Consider the following 16,435-nt stretch of genomic DNA (forward strand, 5'->3'; position numbering starts at 1 on the left):
GAATATTTGTAGAACCTAGACCAACAGCGCATTTGCCTCTACCAAACGAACTCCATAAAAAGCTCCATAGCTCCCCCTGTAAAGCAAAAGGCCTCCCCTTTTAAGAGGGAGGCCCGAATACACAAAGCAGTTTCATTTATCGTACCCAGTTTTTACGCTCGCTAAAGTGATTGCAGCCAAAGCCTGCCCCTGTTATCATTTCAAAGCGCTTGGGTTTAGTGTCCTGAGGCCCTTCGTGCACGAGGGGCAAAACATAAGACGGTTCCAGGGCATGCTGGCCTGTAAGTTCGTCGCATACGCCGAACTCCTTACTTTGTAGTTGTACCTTGCCTGGGTCCTGTGCCCAGTGGGTGCAGTGGTTACATGTTGCTTCCATAACTTTTTGGTTTTGATGGTATCTTGTATACCTGCAAGGGTAAAGGAAGGGTTGCTTCAGGCATAGGTTTTCTGGTAAACAGCCAACGCTTCAAGCATACTTTTAGCAAAAGGCATTTAGACAAACCGGTTTTGCTGCAAGCATTTTAGGCCATACCTTTGCCAACTAAGCATGTACCCTGTAACTATACTTAACTATACACTTCAAACCTATGACACCTTACGAACAGCTTTTTGAAAATAACCGCAAGTGGATAGAGCAGAAGACCGGCTCTAATAAGGACTTCTTTAAGCAGCTTGCGCTGGACCAAAACCCGGAGTTCCTGTACATCGGGTGCAGCGACAGCCGCGTGACTGCCGAGGAAATGATGGGTGTTGGGCCCGGCGAACTGTTTGTGCACCGCAACATCGCCAACCTGGTTACCAGCATTGACCTGAACGTGATGTCGGTCATAAACTATGCTATCCGGGCGCTAAAGGTAAAGCACATTATCGTGTGCGGCCACTACGACTGCGGCGGCATTAAAGCGGCCATGACCCCGCAAGACCTGGGCCTGCTCAACCCATGGCTGCGCAACATCCGGGATGTATACAGGTACCACAAAGACGAATTGAAAGCCATCACCGACGAGCGCCAGCGCTACGACCGGCTGGTGGAACTGAACGTGATTGAGCAGTGCACCAACGTGATCAAAACGGCGGCTCTGCAGCTCAGCTACCAGGCCGAAGGCTTTCCGCAGGTGCACGGTTGGGTGTTCGATATCAAGACCGGCCGCATCAAAGACCTGAACATCGATTTCGAGCATATCCTGCACGACATCAAAGACATTTACGACCTCACAAAAGGGGCGTAAGTACGTTAGACAGCCAGTCCTTTTAGGTAAAAAATAAAGCTGCTGTTCTCCGCTTCATATTAAAAAAGGACCTGCGCGTGATGGCGTTCAGGTCCTTTTTTAATGTGCGGCAAGTATAAATGAGTTTAAAAGTCGAACTTAAACGTGGCCCTTACCCCTAGGTCCGACACGTTTGGGTGGTTCAGGTAGGTCAGGCGCTTTACCAGGTCCACCCGGAAGAAGTTAAGAATATTGCCTACGCCTACACTCGTTTCGATGTAAGGCTTGCGCGCCAAGGTATAGGTTGCCTGCTGACCGTCGGCAAAAACCGGGAAGTGCAGCACGTTCGGGTTTGCCGACGGCTGGTTCTCCTCCCGTACTTTCCCGTAAAGAGCCTTTAGCGTGATAAATTCCCGGAACTTGGTTTTCTTCAGCAAAGGTATTTTATTGAATATAAACCCGTTGAACGTGTGGTCGATGTGCAGGCTGGCATACTGGTCGCTCACAAACTCCAGGAAGTTCATCAGGTTATAAGCCTGCAGTTGATAGGCATAAGACTGGTTGGCGCGATGGATCGTGAGGAGCGGGAACGGCACCTGCCCGAAAATATAACCGCCCTCTGCTACCACATCAGAGTACCCTAGTTGCGACAGGTAAAAGCGCTTGTACATGTTCAAAGCCACCTTCTGGTAGGCATACTGGCTGTCCATGGCTCCTTTCAGGCCGGCAGCGGCGCGCAAGGTAACCACCGGGTTGCGGCCGGAAACCGGGGTGCGGTAAAGCTTGCCCTGCAGAAACTGCTCGTTCGGCGCCCAGCGCAGCTCCAGCGTTGCCTCCGAAGTTGTCAGGTTACTCAGCATGGCCGGTTCCTGGTCGTCACCTGCCTCCCCTGCCCTCACGAACTGCAAGGAACCCGCCGGGCTTTGCTGCCAATTCCTGAAGCCCAGCTTATACGAAAAGTGGTTCTCGAATTCGTGCAGGTACTCCAGGTTGTATGTCTCGTTGTACAGCAGCTTATCGTTCTCCCCACGCTTAAAGGACAGTAGAATGTTATCTTCCTGCACAAACTGCAGGTCCTGCCCCGGAATTCTGGTGTCTTTCAGGTAGCTGACCCGCAGGGCCTTTACCGGGAAAGACCACACGGAGCGGCCCGTCAGGGAGTAGCTGCCCCCTACATAGTATTTCCATTTCTCGTCTTTAAACCCGTAGGCAGTATAAGCATCCAGCATCACTTTCTTGCTGAAATTATCCGTGGTGCGCCCACCGAGCCGCAACCTGAAGCCCTCTACCGGGTTAAAGCTGTAGAAAGCGTTTATCGGGCCAATCTCCACGTCCGGCCCCAGCCGCTTATAGCCGGCAATCAGGGCAGTGGCCCAGTCCATGGTGCGGTTGTATGACTTCATCTGCACCAGGCTATCCAAAGTAGTATAAGTATTCGCCTCCGCGGCAGAGAGCGAATCCTGGCGTACGCTTTCCCAGTATGCCTCGCTTTGCTGCTCCGTGTGCTGGGATAGCACCAGCGCCGGCCCATCATAAAACGCATCAGGCTGCGGCTCATGCAGCTTATAATCCTGGTAAGAAACCACGCGCTCCCCGTAAAAGCCCATGTCGCTGTGCTGGCTCATCCCGAAGTCCACCTTTAGCTGGCTCTTGCTTAACTGGTAGCGCCCATCCTGGCCACGCTCAAAATCCTGGCTCACTTTCAGGTCCCGCACCCAGTTAATACTTACCCCTTTGCTCACGGCCATGTCCACGCGCTGCACGGCATAGGCGCCATCCAGGGTAACATACAGCTCTCCGGTAAACATAAAAGCAGTGGGGTTGCGCGGCTCAAAGAGGAGCTTTGCCAGCTTCTGCCCCGTTTCGGCAGTAACCGTGTCCTTCAGGTAAAACTTATAGAATGCAGGGGCCATGTCGGCGATAGGGCTCAGGAACTGGTTGGTGAGAATGGGGATGTTGTTCTCATAAATATCGATGTCCTGGTACATGTGCTTCATGTAGGCCATCACGCCTTTATTGTCGATGTACTCACCGAAATTGACTTTCTTCTCTGCCTCCACCAGCTTTTTCCTGCTCTCCGGCTCTTTGCGGAAGAAGTGTTGCGCTACCTCCTCCTGCACATAAAACGGAAGTATGGCTTTGCCGGGCAGCACGGTGGTATCCAGGTTCTCAAGTATAAAATCATACTTGCGCAGGAAGATGTTCCGTCGCAGCTTTGCGGGCGTATTCACCAGCGACATCTGCGTTTTCTCATACTGCACGTACTGCAGGTAATCGTAGCGTTCGGGCCTGTTTTTATACTTATTATCCACGATGAGGCGGATCAGGTCTACGGCCGGATTGTCCTTGTTGCTATACTTTACCTTCCGCTTCTTGCCCACCACTTGCACTTCGCTCAGCTGCCTGGCGTCCGGCTGCAGGCGCACATCCAGGGTCTGGTCTTTGCCGGGGCTAACGGGCAGCGCAACCGGGCCATAGCCCAGGTAAGAAAACTGCACCTTGCTGACGGCCTGGTTGGTGCGCAGCTGGTAATTTCCTTCATAGTCGGTGCTGGTGCCCAGGCTGGTGCCAGGCACAAAAACCGAAACCCCGATCAGGCGCTCGTTGGTAACGGCATCCGTAACATTTCCTTTGATAGTGGTAATGCTTGGCTGTGCTGCCGCAGGGCCAGCTGCTAAGCCGGTAAAAACAAGCAGCAACAGGCAGAAAAGGCGTACGCAGGGCCTTCTGTTTAAAAAGCTGATGAAGCACATAGCTTATTGGATTATCATAATGAATGTATAGCAGGCAGATGAGGGCAGATAGGAGGCGACACTTCCTTTCTCCTCCTATCGGCCCCGTCACCGAAGTTTTTGATTTGGGAAATCAAGCCCGGCAGTACGTTTTGCTGAAGTAGAATATTGCCGTGATTGCAAAGAAAAAAGGGAGCGTCTCCTGAGATGAGCACCTGCGTGATTGTCCTACAGGGATCTTCCTTCCTCAACGCCCGGCCTTTTTCGGGCGCAAAAGTAACAGGTTAAAGTTTTAACTTGTATGCAGTGGCTCTGAAATTTTATAGTGCCGCAGGTTCCACAAGCCCTGCCACCGCCGAACCTAAAAGGATTTAAGCGCATCCCGGCTGCACTTTGTCCGGTAAAAACGGCCCTTCGTCTTATAAACCCGAGCCGAGGTCGCTTCCGAGATATATAATCCCTACTTTTGCCCACCATTGTCGCTACAAATGATGTAGCTACTATCACCATTAACCCTAGCGTTTAACTTTGAGCACAAAAAATCAGCTGTTGGCCCTTGCGCTTTACCAAATCATTGGCGGCCTGCTCGGTATAGCCCTTACGGTGTGGGTAATGTTTGGCCAGGATACTACCGTTACCCTGCCGGCCCTGCGCCTGAGCTTGGTGGCCGGGGGGCTTTACCTGTTCTCCATACTTTGCGGGCGCCTTCTGCTCCGGCAGCCGGGGCGCGGCCTGCGCTTTTCGCTGCTCAACCAGGTACTGCAGGTGCTCCTCTTCTCCTTCGGCACTTACGGGTATCAGTATGTGGCGGGCCTGCGCCTGAGTGTAGGCGTGGACATGGTTGGCGGCTGGGTTTTCAAATTCAGGATGGCCCTCTCCTCCTTCCACTTCAGCCTGGACAGTGATTTAGGCCAGAAGTATATCGGGCTCAACCTGGTGGCGCTTTTCCTGATTTTCTGGATGGAACGCCTGCTGGAAAAGGTGCGGACATAGTATTGTTTAGCACCGGGTGTTCGTCACGCAAAGTATAACTTTATACAGTGCTTTAGCAGAAACAGCAAAAGGAGCCTAAACAATTTAGCCTCACAGCGCTTTATTAAACATTCCAGCCAGAAAAAGGAAACATCTTCGCCCTTGGCTATTCATAAGATGGTTTTATCTTTGCAGCCGAATGAACATTCAATAGACAGAAGGTATGGAGCCGATAGCTGATAAAAAGAAAGCCATTTTTGAGAGTACACTGGAGCTGGTGAAGGAAAAAGGCTTCCATGGTACACCCATGAGCCTGGTAGCCAAACGGGCTGGCGTGGCGGCAGGCACCATTTACCATTACTTTGAGAGCAAGGAAGAGCTAATTCAGGAGCTTTACCAGTACATCAAGAGGCAGGTTATTGAGGTGGTGCAGCGGGAGGACGCAACTGATAAGCCCTATCGCCAATGTTTCTTTAACCTTTGGTATGGGCTTTACCATTACTATCGGCATAACGCCAATGTGCTGATGTTCTTTGAGCAGTTCGTTACCTCGCCTTACAATATTTACAAAGACGAGTTGGGCAAAGATGAGTTCTTCCGGTTGTTGTTCGGCTTCTTTGAGCGGGGCATCGCAGAAGGCCATCTAAAGCAGGTAAGCCCCAAAATAATGGGCACGCTGGCACACAGCAACGTGATCGCTACCGTCAAAATTCAGGCCTCTGGCCGGCTCGACCTGCAGGAGGGCGACCTGGAGGAGATACCCCGCATTTTGTGGGATGGCATGCGCAAACAATAGCATAAAGTATACTTTAACTGAAGCATTACCCGAAACACATATTATACAACTATGAGAAAAAAATGAATAACACCGTACGCCGCAACTTCAGAACCCATTATCAGAAAATTTACAACACCTAGTATACAGAACAACTACATGAAAGTAATGAGACGTTTAAGGCAAATGCTCCTTTGCGTGTTGATTTGCCCTGCGCTGGCACTGGCGCAAGAGGGCACGCCGCAGGCAGCCAAAAGCCTTACACTGGAACAGTGCGTGGACTATGCGCTGGAGAACAGGGCGGCTGTGGAGCAGGTCCTGCTCGACCAGGCCATCGGGGAGCGCGAGATAAAAGCCGACCTCTCAGGCTGGTTTCCCCAGATTAACGCCAGTTTTAACGGAAGCAACAACATTAAGCTGCAGCAGACTGTCTTCGGCGACCAAGTGGTAACGCTTGGCCAGAAGTATAACTCTAACCTGTTGCTGGAGGCCAACCAGACCATCTACAGCAGCGAGTTGCTATTGGCTTCCAAAGCCGCGCGCTTTACCCGCCAGCAGCTCGACCAGCAGATCATCGACACAAAAATCAATACCGTGGTGGCGGTGAGCAAGGCATTTTATGATGTGCTGCTTACGCAGGAGCAATTCCGCATCCTGCAAGTAAACCTGGCCCGCCAGGAGAAGCAGTACAACGATGCCCGCAGCAGGTATGAGGTAGGCCTGGTAGACAAAACCGACTATCAGCGGGCCGCCATAACGCTGGCCAATATCCGCAGCGACATCAAGCGCGCACAGGAAGGCATCAAAGCAAAAGTAGCTTACCTCAAGCAGCTGATGGGCTACCCGATCGAGTCGGACCTGGACCTGGTGTATGATTATAGCCAAATGGAGCAGGCCGTGCTGGTGGATACGACCGAAATAGTGGACTTTGCCAGAAGGATTGAGCTGCAGCGGCTGCAGACACAGCGCCAACTGGTAGGGTTGAACACCGCCTACCGCAAGTGGAGCTTTTTGCCTACTGTGTCGGCTTTCGGCAACTACAACTGGCTATACTTTAACGACCGCTTTTCTGAGCTCTACAACACGGCCTACCCCACTTCCGCTGTGGGGCTGCGCGTTTCCGTGCCTATTTTCCAGGGTACCAGAAGATGGCAGAATGTGCGTATCGCCCAATTGCAGGAAGACCGCCTGGACCTGGAGATCGAAGATACCCGCAAGGCCATCAATACCGAATACCAGACAGCGCTTGCCAACTACAAAGGCGACTACACCGAATGGCGCACACTGCAGCAGAACCTGGAGCTGGCCCAGGAGGTGTACGACATCATTAAACTACAGTACGACGAAGGCGTGAAAGCCTACGTGGACCTGGTGGTGGCCGAGAGCGAGCTGCGCGCCACCCAGATAAACTATTACAACGCCCTTTACAACCTGCTGGCCAGCAAACTGGACTACCAGCGTGCCTTGGGTAACATAGACATCAACCAATAATCATTGAAAAAGAGCATGAAGAGCAGATATATGTGGCTGGCAGCAGCCATCGTTAGCCCCACTATACTTATGTCCTGCGGTGGTGATGAGGCCGGGCAACAGCAGATGAACCCGGCAGCCATGGCCGTTCCGGTTACCACTTATAAGGTATCGGAGCAAAGCGTAACTGGAAAAGACTCCTACCCCGGCACCGTGGTAGCGCTACAAGAGGTAGAGCTGCGCCCGCAAGTGGCAGGTTACATTACCAATATTTATGTGCAGGACGGCCAGCGCGTGACCATGGGGCAGAAACTCTACGAAATAGACCGCAGCAAGTACCAGGCCTCCTACCAGCAGGCGCAGGCCAACCTGGCTAGCGCAAAAGCCAACCTGGCAAAGGTGCAGAAGGACATGGAGCGCTATGAAAGACTGGCCGAAAAGGATGCTATAGCCAGCCAGCAGGTGGATTATGCCCGCACCGCCGTGCAAACGGCCCAGGCGCAGGTAGCCGCCGCACAGGCGCAGGTGCAGAGCGCCTCCACTGATTTGGGCTACGCTGTCATCAACGCGCCTTTCTCCGGCATCATCGGCATCTCACAGGTACGCGTGGGCGCGCAGGTTTCGCCGGGCCAGCCCTTGCTGAACACCATCTCTACGACAGACCCGATGGCCGTAGACTTTGCCATAAATGAGCAGGAGATCAGCCGTTTCGGCAGAATGCAGCAGGGCAACCAACCCGACTCGCTTTTTACGCTTACGCTGAACAATGAAGAGCAGTACCCGCAAACAGGCAAACTGGTGGCCATAGACAGGGCCATCGGCCGCCAGTCGGGCACCACCACCGTTCGGGTACAGTTCCCGAACCCGAATGGTGCGCTCATACCGGGCATGACCGTTGGCGTGAACGTGCTGAACCAGGACATCGGCGAGCAGCTGGTAATCCCTTACAAGGCCGTATCGGAGCAGTTGGGTGAGTTTTACGTGTATGTGGTGCAGGGCGACTCGGCTGTGCAGCAGAACGTGCAACTAGGCACTCGCTTTGGCGGCAACATCGTGATACGGGAGGGGCTGAAAGACGGCCAGCAGGTAGTGACGGAAGGCATTCAGCGGCTACGCCAGGGAGCGAAAGTACAAGTTGGCGCGCCGCAGCAGCAATCAGAAGCTAAAAAGTAATTTCTACACTCTTTGCATAAAGAACTTATACTACCTATAGAAAGATGATTTCAGATGTTTTTATAAGAAGGCCCGTCACCTCCATCGTGATCTCCATTGTGATCGTGCTGGTGGGGGTGCTGGCTATGATGAACCTGCCCGTAACGCAGTACCCGGACATCTCCCCTCCTACGGTTTCTGTTTCTGCCAACTATACCGGCGCTGACGCGCAGACGGTGGAGCAGACGGTGGCTACGCCTGTGGAAACGCAGATCAACGGAACGCCGGGCATGGCCTATATCACCTCTACCAACACCAGTACCGGGCAGATGAACATGTCGGTTACCTTTGAGATCGGCACCGACATCGATATTGCCACGCTGGACGTGCAGAACAGGGCCAGTATTGCTGAGCCAAGCCTGCCCGAGGAAGTAAGGCGCCTGGGCGTGACCGTGCGGAAGCGTAACCCAAGCATCATGATGGTGGTGGGTATTTTCTCGCCTAAGGGCACGCATGACATCCAGTACCTGGATAACTTCACCAACATTTTTGTGCGCGACGCCTTGCTTCGTGTGCCGGGGGTGGGTGATATCAATGCCCTGGGGCAGGACTTTAGTATGCGCGTGTGGCTGAAGCCGGACAAACTGGCCCAGTACAATATCAGCACCAGCGAGATAACTGCCGCCATACAGGAGCAGAACCTGCAGGTGGCTGCGGGAACCGTGGGCGCCAAGCCGCAGCACGACTCTCAGGCTTTCCAGTACCCGATCACCGTAAAAGGACGCCTGCAGACCCAGGAGGAGTTCGGCAACATCATCGTGCGCACCAATCCGCAGGATGGTAGCCTGGTATACTTACGCGATGTGGCACGGCTGGAGTTTGGCCGCTTCGACTATGGCCGCGCCGCTACCATCAATGGCAAGCCTTCCACCATTCTGCTCATGTACCAGGCACCCGGCAGTAACGCCCTGGAGACAGCAGATGGCATATATGCCGCCCTGGAGGACCTGAAAGCCACTTTCCCGGCTGACGTAGACTATGTGGTGTCGTTTGAGACGGTATCGGTAGTGCAGGTGTCCATCAACGAGGTGGTGCACACGCTGGTAGAGGCGCTGATTCTGGTAATCATAGTGGTGTTCCTCTTCCTGCAAAGCTGGCGCGCCACGCTGGTGCCCATCCTGGCTATCCCGGTGTCCATCATCGGTACCTTTATTTTCTTTATTCCGCTAGGCTTTACCATCAACACGCTGACGCTTTTTGGCTTCGTGCTGGCCATAGGTATTGTGGTAGACGACGCCATTGTAGTGGTGGAGGCTGTGCAGCATTACATAGACCATGAACGGCTGTCGGCCAGGGAGGCCACGCGCAAAGCCATGAAGGATATTACCGCACCGGTAATCGCCATTGCCCTGATTCTGGCGGCGGTGTTTATACCGGTGGGCTTTATACCAGGCATCGTAGGTAGATTGTACCAACAGTTTGCCATCACCATAGCCATCTCGGTGCTGATCTCTGCCTTCGTGGCCCTTACTCTGACGCCTGCCCTGTGCTCGCTGATGCTCAAGCCGATGAACGTGAACAGGGACTCCAAAGGCCTGAACAAGTTCTTCTACCTGTTTAACAACTGGTTTGCCCGCACAACCGAGTCCTACTCGCATGGGGTGCGTAAAAGTATAAAAGCTACGCCACTGGTGCTTATCCTGCTGGTTTGCCTTTATGTGGGTACCGTGGGGCTGTTTGCCACCAAGCCTACCGGCTTTATACCTACCGAGGACGAAGGGCGCCTTTTCGTAGCGATAGAGTTGCCGGAAGGCTCCTCTGCCACCAGAACAGAGGCGACGCTGGCTGAAATAGGGACGATCATGGCAGACATTCCGGCCATCCGCAACTATACGGCTATCGGGGGACTGAATGCCATTAACTTCTCCTTCAAATCGAACAGCGGTACCATCTTCCTGCAACTGCAGCCCTGGGACCAGCGGGAGGATGAGGCGGACCAGTTGCAGGGCGTTATGAACACGCTAAACCAGCGCTTTGCCGCCATTAAAGAAGCCAACATCCGGGTGGTAGCGCCGCCTGCCATTCCTGGTTTGGGCCAGTCCGGCGGCTTTAGCTTTATGCTGGAGCAAAGAGCCGGCGGCGACATCAAGGCTTTTGAGGCAACGCTTGGGCAGTTTGTGGCTGCTGCCAATGCCCGGCCTGAGATTGCCATGGCCTATAGTTTCTTTAACACCCGCACCCCAGGCTATGAAGTAACGGTAGACCGCGAAAAAACAAAGCAGCTGGGAGTGAACATTGCGGATGTATATGCCACCATGTCCTCGCTGATGGGTAGCCGCTACATTAATGACTTTACGCGCTACGGCCGTAACTTCAGGGTAGTGGCCCAGGCCGACACGGCTTACCGCATGGATATTGAAAGCCTGAACCAGTATTACGTGATGAACCGCCAGGGAGGATCGGTGCCGCTGAGCGCGCTGATTACTTCCAAGCTGGTGGAGAACCCTGCCGTAATCTCGCACTACAACCTGTTTAGGGCTGCCGAGGTGATGGGTAGCGCCGCGCCGGGCTACAGTAGCGGCCAGGCACTGCAGGCGCTGCAGGAGGTGGCGGCACAGGTGCTGCCGGCCGGCTACGGTTACGACTTCTCGGGCCTGAGCCGGGAGGAACTGGCGGCCGGAAACAGCACGGTCTATATCTTCACGCTTTCTATCCTGCTGGTGCTGTTGCTGCTGGCGGCGCTGTATGAAAGCTGGTCTGTGCCGTTCTCCATACTTTTCGCCATTCCTCTAGGGATGTTCGGTGCCATTCTGGCGCTGACGCTGCTGCCTAAGCTGGACAACAACGTGTACGCGCAGATCGGTATGATTACGCTGATTGGTTTGGCCGCCAAGAACGCCATTCTGATTGTGGAGTTTGCCAAAGAGCGCGTGGACCGGGGCATGGAGCTGATAGAGGCGACGATAGAAGCTGTAAAACTGCGTCTGCGCCCGATCCTGATGACCTCCATGGCCTTTATTCTGGGCGTGGTTCCATTGGCGCTGGCATCTGGTGCCGGAGCCGTATCGCGTCAAACTATCGGTTGGGTAGTGATTGGCGGTATGCTGGCCGCCACGTTCCTGGCGATCTTTATTGTGCCGGTGCTCTATGTGGTCATCACCCGTTTGGCCTATGGCAAGAAAGGACTGGCTGAGCTGCGTGCCCAAGCCGACAACCGAGAAGATGAGGGGGGCGACCCTGCTTACGTTAACTAAACTCAACAACAAGAACCGAGTAACCTAAATACTACCGTTCAGACAGCCCCGCCTCATTGAGACGGGGCTGTTTTTTTTTGGCATCTCCCCTATCCACTGCCTTATTTAACTACTTGCTGTCCGATAACCCATAGGAGCGAAGGAGACTACAGGCCCTCCCCTGCTTAGAAGGTCAGGCAGCAGGTAAAAGCTTAAATTTTTCCTGCGCATCTTTAATCTGGCAATGGGGCAACCTCTTAAAATACTTCACAATCAATCATTTATACTTTAAGTGATAAAAATCACTTAAGTGTATGACTACTGTCATAAGTGGCGTGGCGGCCGTGCTGTTATTTAGCATCAGAAAACCACTAAACATCTGCTTATGAAAAGGTCTACCATCCAAAAATCAGTCGTGCTGGCCGCTCTTGGCTTATATAGTATAGGCATCCTGAGTTCCTGCAGCACACAAACCTCCCAGGCTGAAACAACGGCAAATACAGAGGAAGCCACTCCTAAAGAGCTGCCTGTGATTCAGGCCGAGCTGACGGATGCGCCGCTGGTGCCGGCTCCCATTGCACGTAAACATGCCGCCAAGGTGGTGGTAAACCTGGAGGTGAAGGAAGTAGTGAAGCGCCTGGCCGATGGTGTGGACTATACTTTCTGGACCTTTGGCGGCTCCGTGCCGGGCAAGTTTATCCGTATCCGCCAGCATGATGAGGTGGAGTTTCACCTGATGAACCACCCGGACAGCAAGAACCCGCACAACATCGACCTGCACGCCGTAACCGGTCCGGGTGGTGGCGCGGCCTCCACCTTTACTGCGCCGGGCCACGAAACGGTTTTCAACTTTAAGGCCCTGAACCCTGGCCTGTATGTGTACCACTGCGCCACAGCGCCGGTAGGTATGCACATAGCCAACGGCATGTATGGCCTTATTTTGGTGGAGCCGGAGGAAGGCTTGCCAGCAGTAGACAAGGAGTACTACGTGATGCAGGGCGACTTCTACACCAAAGGCGACTTTGGCGATCCCGGCCTGCAGCCCTTCGACATGCAGAAGGCCCTGAACGAGAATCCGTCTTATGTCGTGTTCAACGGCTCTGTAGGTGCCCTCACCGGCGACAAGGCGCTGACTGCCAAGGTAGGTGAGAAAGTGCGCCTGTTTGTAGGCAACGGCGGTCCGAACATGATCTCCTCTTTCCACGTCATCGGCGAGATCTTCGACAAAGTATACACCGAGGGCGGCTCTAAGGCAAACGAGAACATTCAGACCACGCTGGTACCTGCCGGCGGCGCAGCCATCACGGAGTTCAAAACCGATGTGCCGGGCAACTATGTGCTGGTCGACCACTCAATCTTCCGGGCCTTCAACAAAGGCGCTTTGGGTATGCTGAAAGTAGAGGGAGGCGACGAAAAGAACATCTACTCCGGCCAAATACTGGATAAGATCTACCAGCCAGAGGGCAGCACGCTGCAGGAAATGCCAACAGCCAGCGCGCCTAAGGCAGCCGTGGCCACCAACAAGGAGATGCGTCTGGAGCTGGGTAAAACGCTGTATGCCCAAAACTGCCAGGCCTGCCACCAGGCTGAGGGCCAGGGCATTAAAGGCGCCTTCCCTCCTCTTGCCAAATCCGACTTCCTGAACACCGACGTGAACCGAGCCATTGGGGTGGTAGCGCACGGCCTGGAAGGACAGATCAAGGTGAACGGCGAGCTCTACAACAGCACTATGCCGAAGCTGAAGCTCTCTGATGAGGAAATTGCCAACGTACTGACCTTTGTGATGAACAACTGGGGCAACAAGGGTGGCGAGGTAACCCCTGCTCAGGTAGATAAAGCGAAGAAATCCTTTAAGCACTAATTTACCAGCAATGCACCACAGACTAACGCTTATCGTTCTGCTGGCTGTTTTCTGCTGGAAAGCACAGGCACAAAAGTCTCTCCCGCAAGCCATGGTTTTGGTAAAGGGAGGCACTTTTGTGCCCCTTTACGGAGGTGACTCCACTGCCGTGAAAGTACAGAGCTTTCTGCTCGACGTTTACCCGGTGACAAACCAGCAATACCTGGACTTCCTGCAGAAGAACCCCGCTTGGCGCAAATCGGCGGTAAAGAAAATATTTGCCGACCAGAACTACCTGCGTGGCTGGGAAACGGACTTAAGCTATGGCCCTAACCCGGAAAAGATCAGTAACAGCCCGGTGGTGAGCGTGTCGTGGTTTGCGGCGAAGGCTTACTGCGAGTGCCAGGGCAAGCGCCTGGCCACGGTGGAGGAGTGGGAATATGCCGCCATGGCCAGCGAAACCAAAGCCAATGCGGCCAACGATGAAAAGTTTTACCAGCGCAGTATCGAGTGGTACAGCCAGCCCAACCCTACTTACCTGCCGCCTGTGCAGCAAAGCTTTAAAAACTACTATGGCCTGTACGGCATGATCGGGCTGGTGTGGGAATGGACGCAGGACTTTAACTCCGCCCTTCTCATCGGCGAATCCAGGGCCAACGCCAGCCTGGACAGGCAACTGTTCTGCGGCTCCGGCTCCAGCGGTGCCAAAGACACCAAGAACTACGTGGCTTTTATGCGCTATGCCTTCCGCTCCAGCCTAAAGGCCAACTACACGGTCTCCAACCTGGGCTTCCGCTGTGCCCAAAGCCTGCAGCCATAGCCTTTATACTTATTGATTCCCGCACAAACTATTTAAAGAAGTTACCATGAAAAGCCTTTTCTGCCTCAGTTTTATACTTGCCCTGGCCCTGAGTGGCTGCAAACAGCCGCAACCCGCCGATGCGCATGCTTCGCACCAGGCTATGGCACCAACAGCAACGGCTGTGGCGACAAATCAGCCGCTCAGTGATATGTCGCTGTACAACCTCTCCTCGGAGTGGCAAAACCAGAACGGGGAGCCGCTTACGCTGCCGCAGCTGCAGGGCAAAGTGCAGCTGATGGCCATGATCTATACCAGCTGCACCTACGCCTGTCCCCGTATCGTGGCCGACCTCAGGCGCATTGAGGAGTCGCTGGACAAGTATGAGACAGGCGATGTGGGCATTGTGCTGGTCACCATGGACCCGGAAAACGACACGCCCGAAAAGCTGAAAGCCTTTGCCCAGGAAAATAAGCTGAACCCCGACCGCTGGACGCTGCTGACCAGCTCGGAGGCAAACATACAGGAGCTGGCGGTGCTGCTGAACATGAAGTATAAAAACAGCGGCAACGGTCAGATCGCGCACTCCAACATCATCTCGGTGCTGAATGCGCAGGGAGAGATCATGCACCAGCAGCAGGGATTGGGCACCGACCCGGACGAGACGGTGAAAAGCATTGAGGCGCTGCTGCAGGCACTATAGAATATTTTAATTACAAATGAACGCTTCAAACCACCTTGCCATGAAAAAACGTGTACTTCAGCTTCTGCTTCTTTCCGGGGCAGGATTTATACTTTCCGCGCAAACAGCAACAGCGCAAGTCTCTTTCACGGGGCAGATCAGGACGAGAACAGAACTGCGCCACGGGCAAGGTTCTTTGCCTGCCAAAGATGCCAAGCCCAACTTTTTTACCAACCAGCGCACCCGCCTGAACCTAGGTTACACGACCGACAGGCTCCGGTTTTTGATCTCGGCGCAAGAAGTACGGGTGTGGGGCTCGGATCAGTCCACGATCAGCAACCTGGAAGGCAGCAAGCTGTTCCTGCACCAGGCCTGGGGCGAGCTCATCCTCAGCGATTCTTCTAGCATCAAAGTTGACAACCTAAGTATAAAAGCTGGCCGGCAGGAGATCATGTACGACGACTCGCGGCTGCTGGGCAACCTGGACTGGCTGCAGCAGGCCCGCCGCCATGACGCTGTCATCCTCAAGTTCAGCAACAAAGGCTGGCAGGCTGATCTAGGCTTTGCCTTCAACCAGAACCACGGCCAGGACACGCCGGGCAAGAGCGGCAACATTTACCAAAGTATACCGGCTGCCCCGGTGGCGCCCGGCACCAACGGCATCGGTATGATGTATAAAAGTATGCAGTACGGCTATTTTGCCCGAAACGCAACGTTCGGCAGGCTGAGTCTGCTGCTGTTTAAGGATGACTTTCAGAAAACCCAGGTGCAGGACGGGGTGCTGCAGTATACCGAAGGCGTGAACAGCCGGGTAACCCTGGGAGGCGCGCTTTTCTCCAAGCTGTCGGATAACTTGCGGGTAAACGCTGCTGCCTACTACCAGGGTAACGACGACCGGCTTGGCAATACGCTGGAGGCCTATAACCTGACACTGGACGCCGCCTATACCTATGGCAAGCTCACCACCAACCCCGGCTTCGACTGGCTATCCGGTAACGGCAAAGACACCTCGGGCAACGTGAACCACCGCTTCGACCCGCTCTACGGCACGCCGCACAAGTTCTGGGGCTTTATGGATTATTTTTATGTAGCCGATGCCTTTGGCACCGACGGCAACCCCACCCGCTCGCCAGGCTTGGTGGACTATTTCATCCGGAACAGGTATGTTGCCAGTGACAAGCTTTCAGCCTCGGTAGACCTGCATGCGTTTTATGCGGCCAACAGCTTTGCAGAGGGCGAGGTAAGCCCTCTGCGTGCTGGCGGAGCGGGCAGGCGACTGGCCACCGAAGCGGACCTGGTTCTCCAGTACGGCCTTTTCAAGAATGTAAGTATGGAGGCGGGTTACGCCATCATTTTTGCCACCGATAAGCTGGACATTTTAAAAGCCCCCGCCACCGACAAGCAGAACCACGGCCAATGGGCTTACCTCATGCTCAATTTGACTCCTGATTTTCTGGCAAAAACGGAGAAGGGAAAACAATAGCATACTTTTATAGGCTGTAAGTAAACTTAACCTTGTGAGTCTTAGACAAATCTCATAATTTTGACATTCTCAATTTTATGAAAACAAGC

At 53.9% G+C, this 16,435-nt stretch carries 12 protein-coding genes; 10 read left to right on the plus strand and 2 right to left on the minus strand.

Annotated features, from left to right (window positions below):
* Positions 1 to 136: 136 nt before the first annotated feature.
* Positions 137 to 376 (minus strand): hypothetical protein, encoded by a 240-nt coding sequence (locus FJM65_RS14745; RefSeq protein ID WP_140622309.1) that lies wholly within the window; start codon positions 374 to 376, stop codon positions 137 to 139.
* 211 nt (positions 377 to 587) lie between these two features.
* Between FJM65_RS14745 and FJM65_RS14750 the strand changes: the two genes are divergently transcribed.
* Complete coding sequence (locus tag FJM65_RS14750) at positions 588 to 1,229, plus strand: carbonic anhydrase (RefSeq protein ID WP_140622310.1); 642 nt, start codon at positions 588 to 590, stop codon at positions 1,227 to 1,229.
* 125 nt (positions 1,230 to 1,354) lie between these two features.
* On the opposite strand, the gene FJM65_RS14755 is transcribed toward FJM65_RS14750, so the two are convergent.
* Positions 1,355 to 3,961: a DUF5686 and carboxypeptidase-like regulatory domain-containing protein gene (locus tag FJM65_RS14755; protein WP_140622311.1), complete on the minus strand. Its 2,607-nt coding sequence runs from the start codon at positions 3,959 to 3,961 to the stop codon at positions 1,355 to 1,357.
* 507 nt (positions 3,962 to 4,468) lie between these two features.
* On the opposite strand from FJM65_RS14755, the gene FJM65_RS14760 reads away from it, so the two are divergent.
* From FJM65_RS14760 to FJM65_RS14800, 9 genes are all read left to right on the plus strand, one after another.
* Positions 4,469 to 4,933, plus strand: a complete 465-nt coding sequence (locus tag FJM65_RS14760; protein ID WP_140622312.1) for a hypothetical protein — start codon at positions 4,469 to 4,471, stop codon at positions 4,931 to 4,933.
* Positions 4,934 to 5,135: 202 nt separating this feature from the next.
* Positions 5,136 to 5,708 carry a TetR/AcrR family transcriptional regulator gene (locus FJM65_RS14765; RefSeq protein ID WP_140622313.1) on the plus strand — a complete coding sequence of 191 codons (573 nt, stop codon included), beginning with the start codon at positions 5,136 to 5,138 and terminating at the stop codon, positions 5,706 to 5,708.
* A gap of 138 nt (positions 5,709 to 5,846) precedes the next feature.
* Positions 5,847 to 7,178 carry a TolC family protein gene (locus FJM65_RS14770; protein WP_140622314.1) on the plus strand — a complete coding sequence of 444 codons (1,332 nt, stop codon included), beginning with the start codon at positions 5,847 to 5,849 and terminating at the stop codon, positions 7,176 to 7,178.
* Positions 7,179 to 7,193: 15 nt separating this feature from the next.
* Positions 7,194 to 8,330, plus strand: coding sequence for an efflux RND transporter periplasmic adaptor subunit (locus FJM65_RS14775; RefSeq protein WP_140622315.1), 1,137 nt, complete (start codon positions 7,194 to 7,196; stop codon positions 8,328 to 8,330).
* A 44-nt stretch (positions 8,331 to 8,374) separates the two neighbouring features.
* The gene (locus FJM65_RS14780; RefSeq protein WP_140622316.1) at positions 8,375 to 11,563 is read left to right on the plus strand and encodes an efflux RND transporter permease subunit; all 3,189 of its coding nucleotides are present in this window, start codon (positions 8,375 to 8,377) and stop codon (positions 11,561 to 11,563) included.
* A 364-nt stretch (positions 11,564 to 11,927) separates the two neighbouring features.
* Positions 11,928 to 13,403: a copper-containing nitrite reductase gene (gene nirK / locus FJM65_RS14785; protein ID WP_140622317.1), complete on the plus strand. Its 1,476-nt coding sequence runs from the start codon at positions 11,928 to 11,930 to the stop codon at positions 13,401 to 13,403.
* Positions 13,404 to 13,413: 10 nt separating this feature from the next.
* A complete protein-coding gene (locus FJM65_RS14790) occupies positions 13,414 to 14,202 on the plus strand; it encodes a formylglycine-generating enzyme family protein (RefSeq protein ID WP_239022972.1) in 789 nt (262 codons plus the stop codon).
* 46 nt (positions 14,203 to 14,248) lie between these two features.
* A complete protein-coding gene (locus tag FJM65_RS14795) occupies positions 14,249 to 14,884 on the plus strand; it encodes an SCO family protein (RefSeq protein WP_140622318.1) in 636 nt (211 codons plus the stop codon).
* Positions 14,885 to 14,924: 40 nt separating this feature from the next.
* Complete coding sequence (locus FJM65_RS14800) at positions 14,925 to 16,346, plus strand: alginate export family protein (protein WP_181163732.1); 1,422 nt, start codon at positions 14,925 to 14,927, stop codon at positions 16,344 to 16,346.
* Positions 16,347 to 16,435: the final 89 nt, after the last annotated feature.

The organism is Pontibacter mangrovi (assembly GCF_006385705.1).
Taxonomy (GTDB): domain Bacteria; phylum Bacteroidota; class Bacteroidia; order Cytophagales; family Hymenobacteraceae; genus Pontibacter; species Pontibacter mangrovi.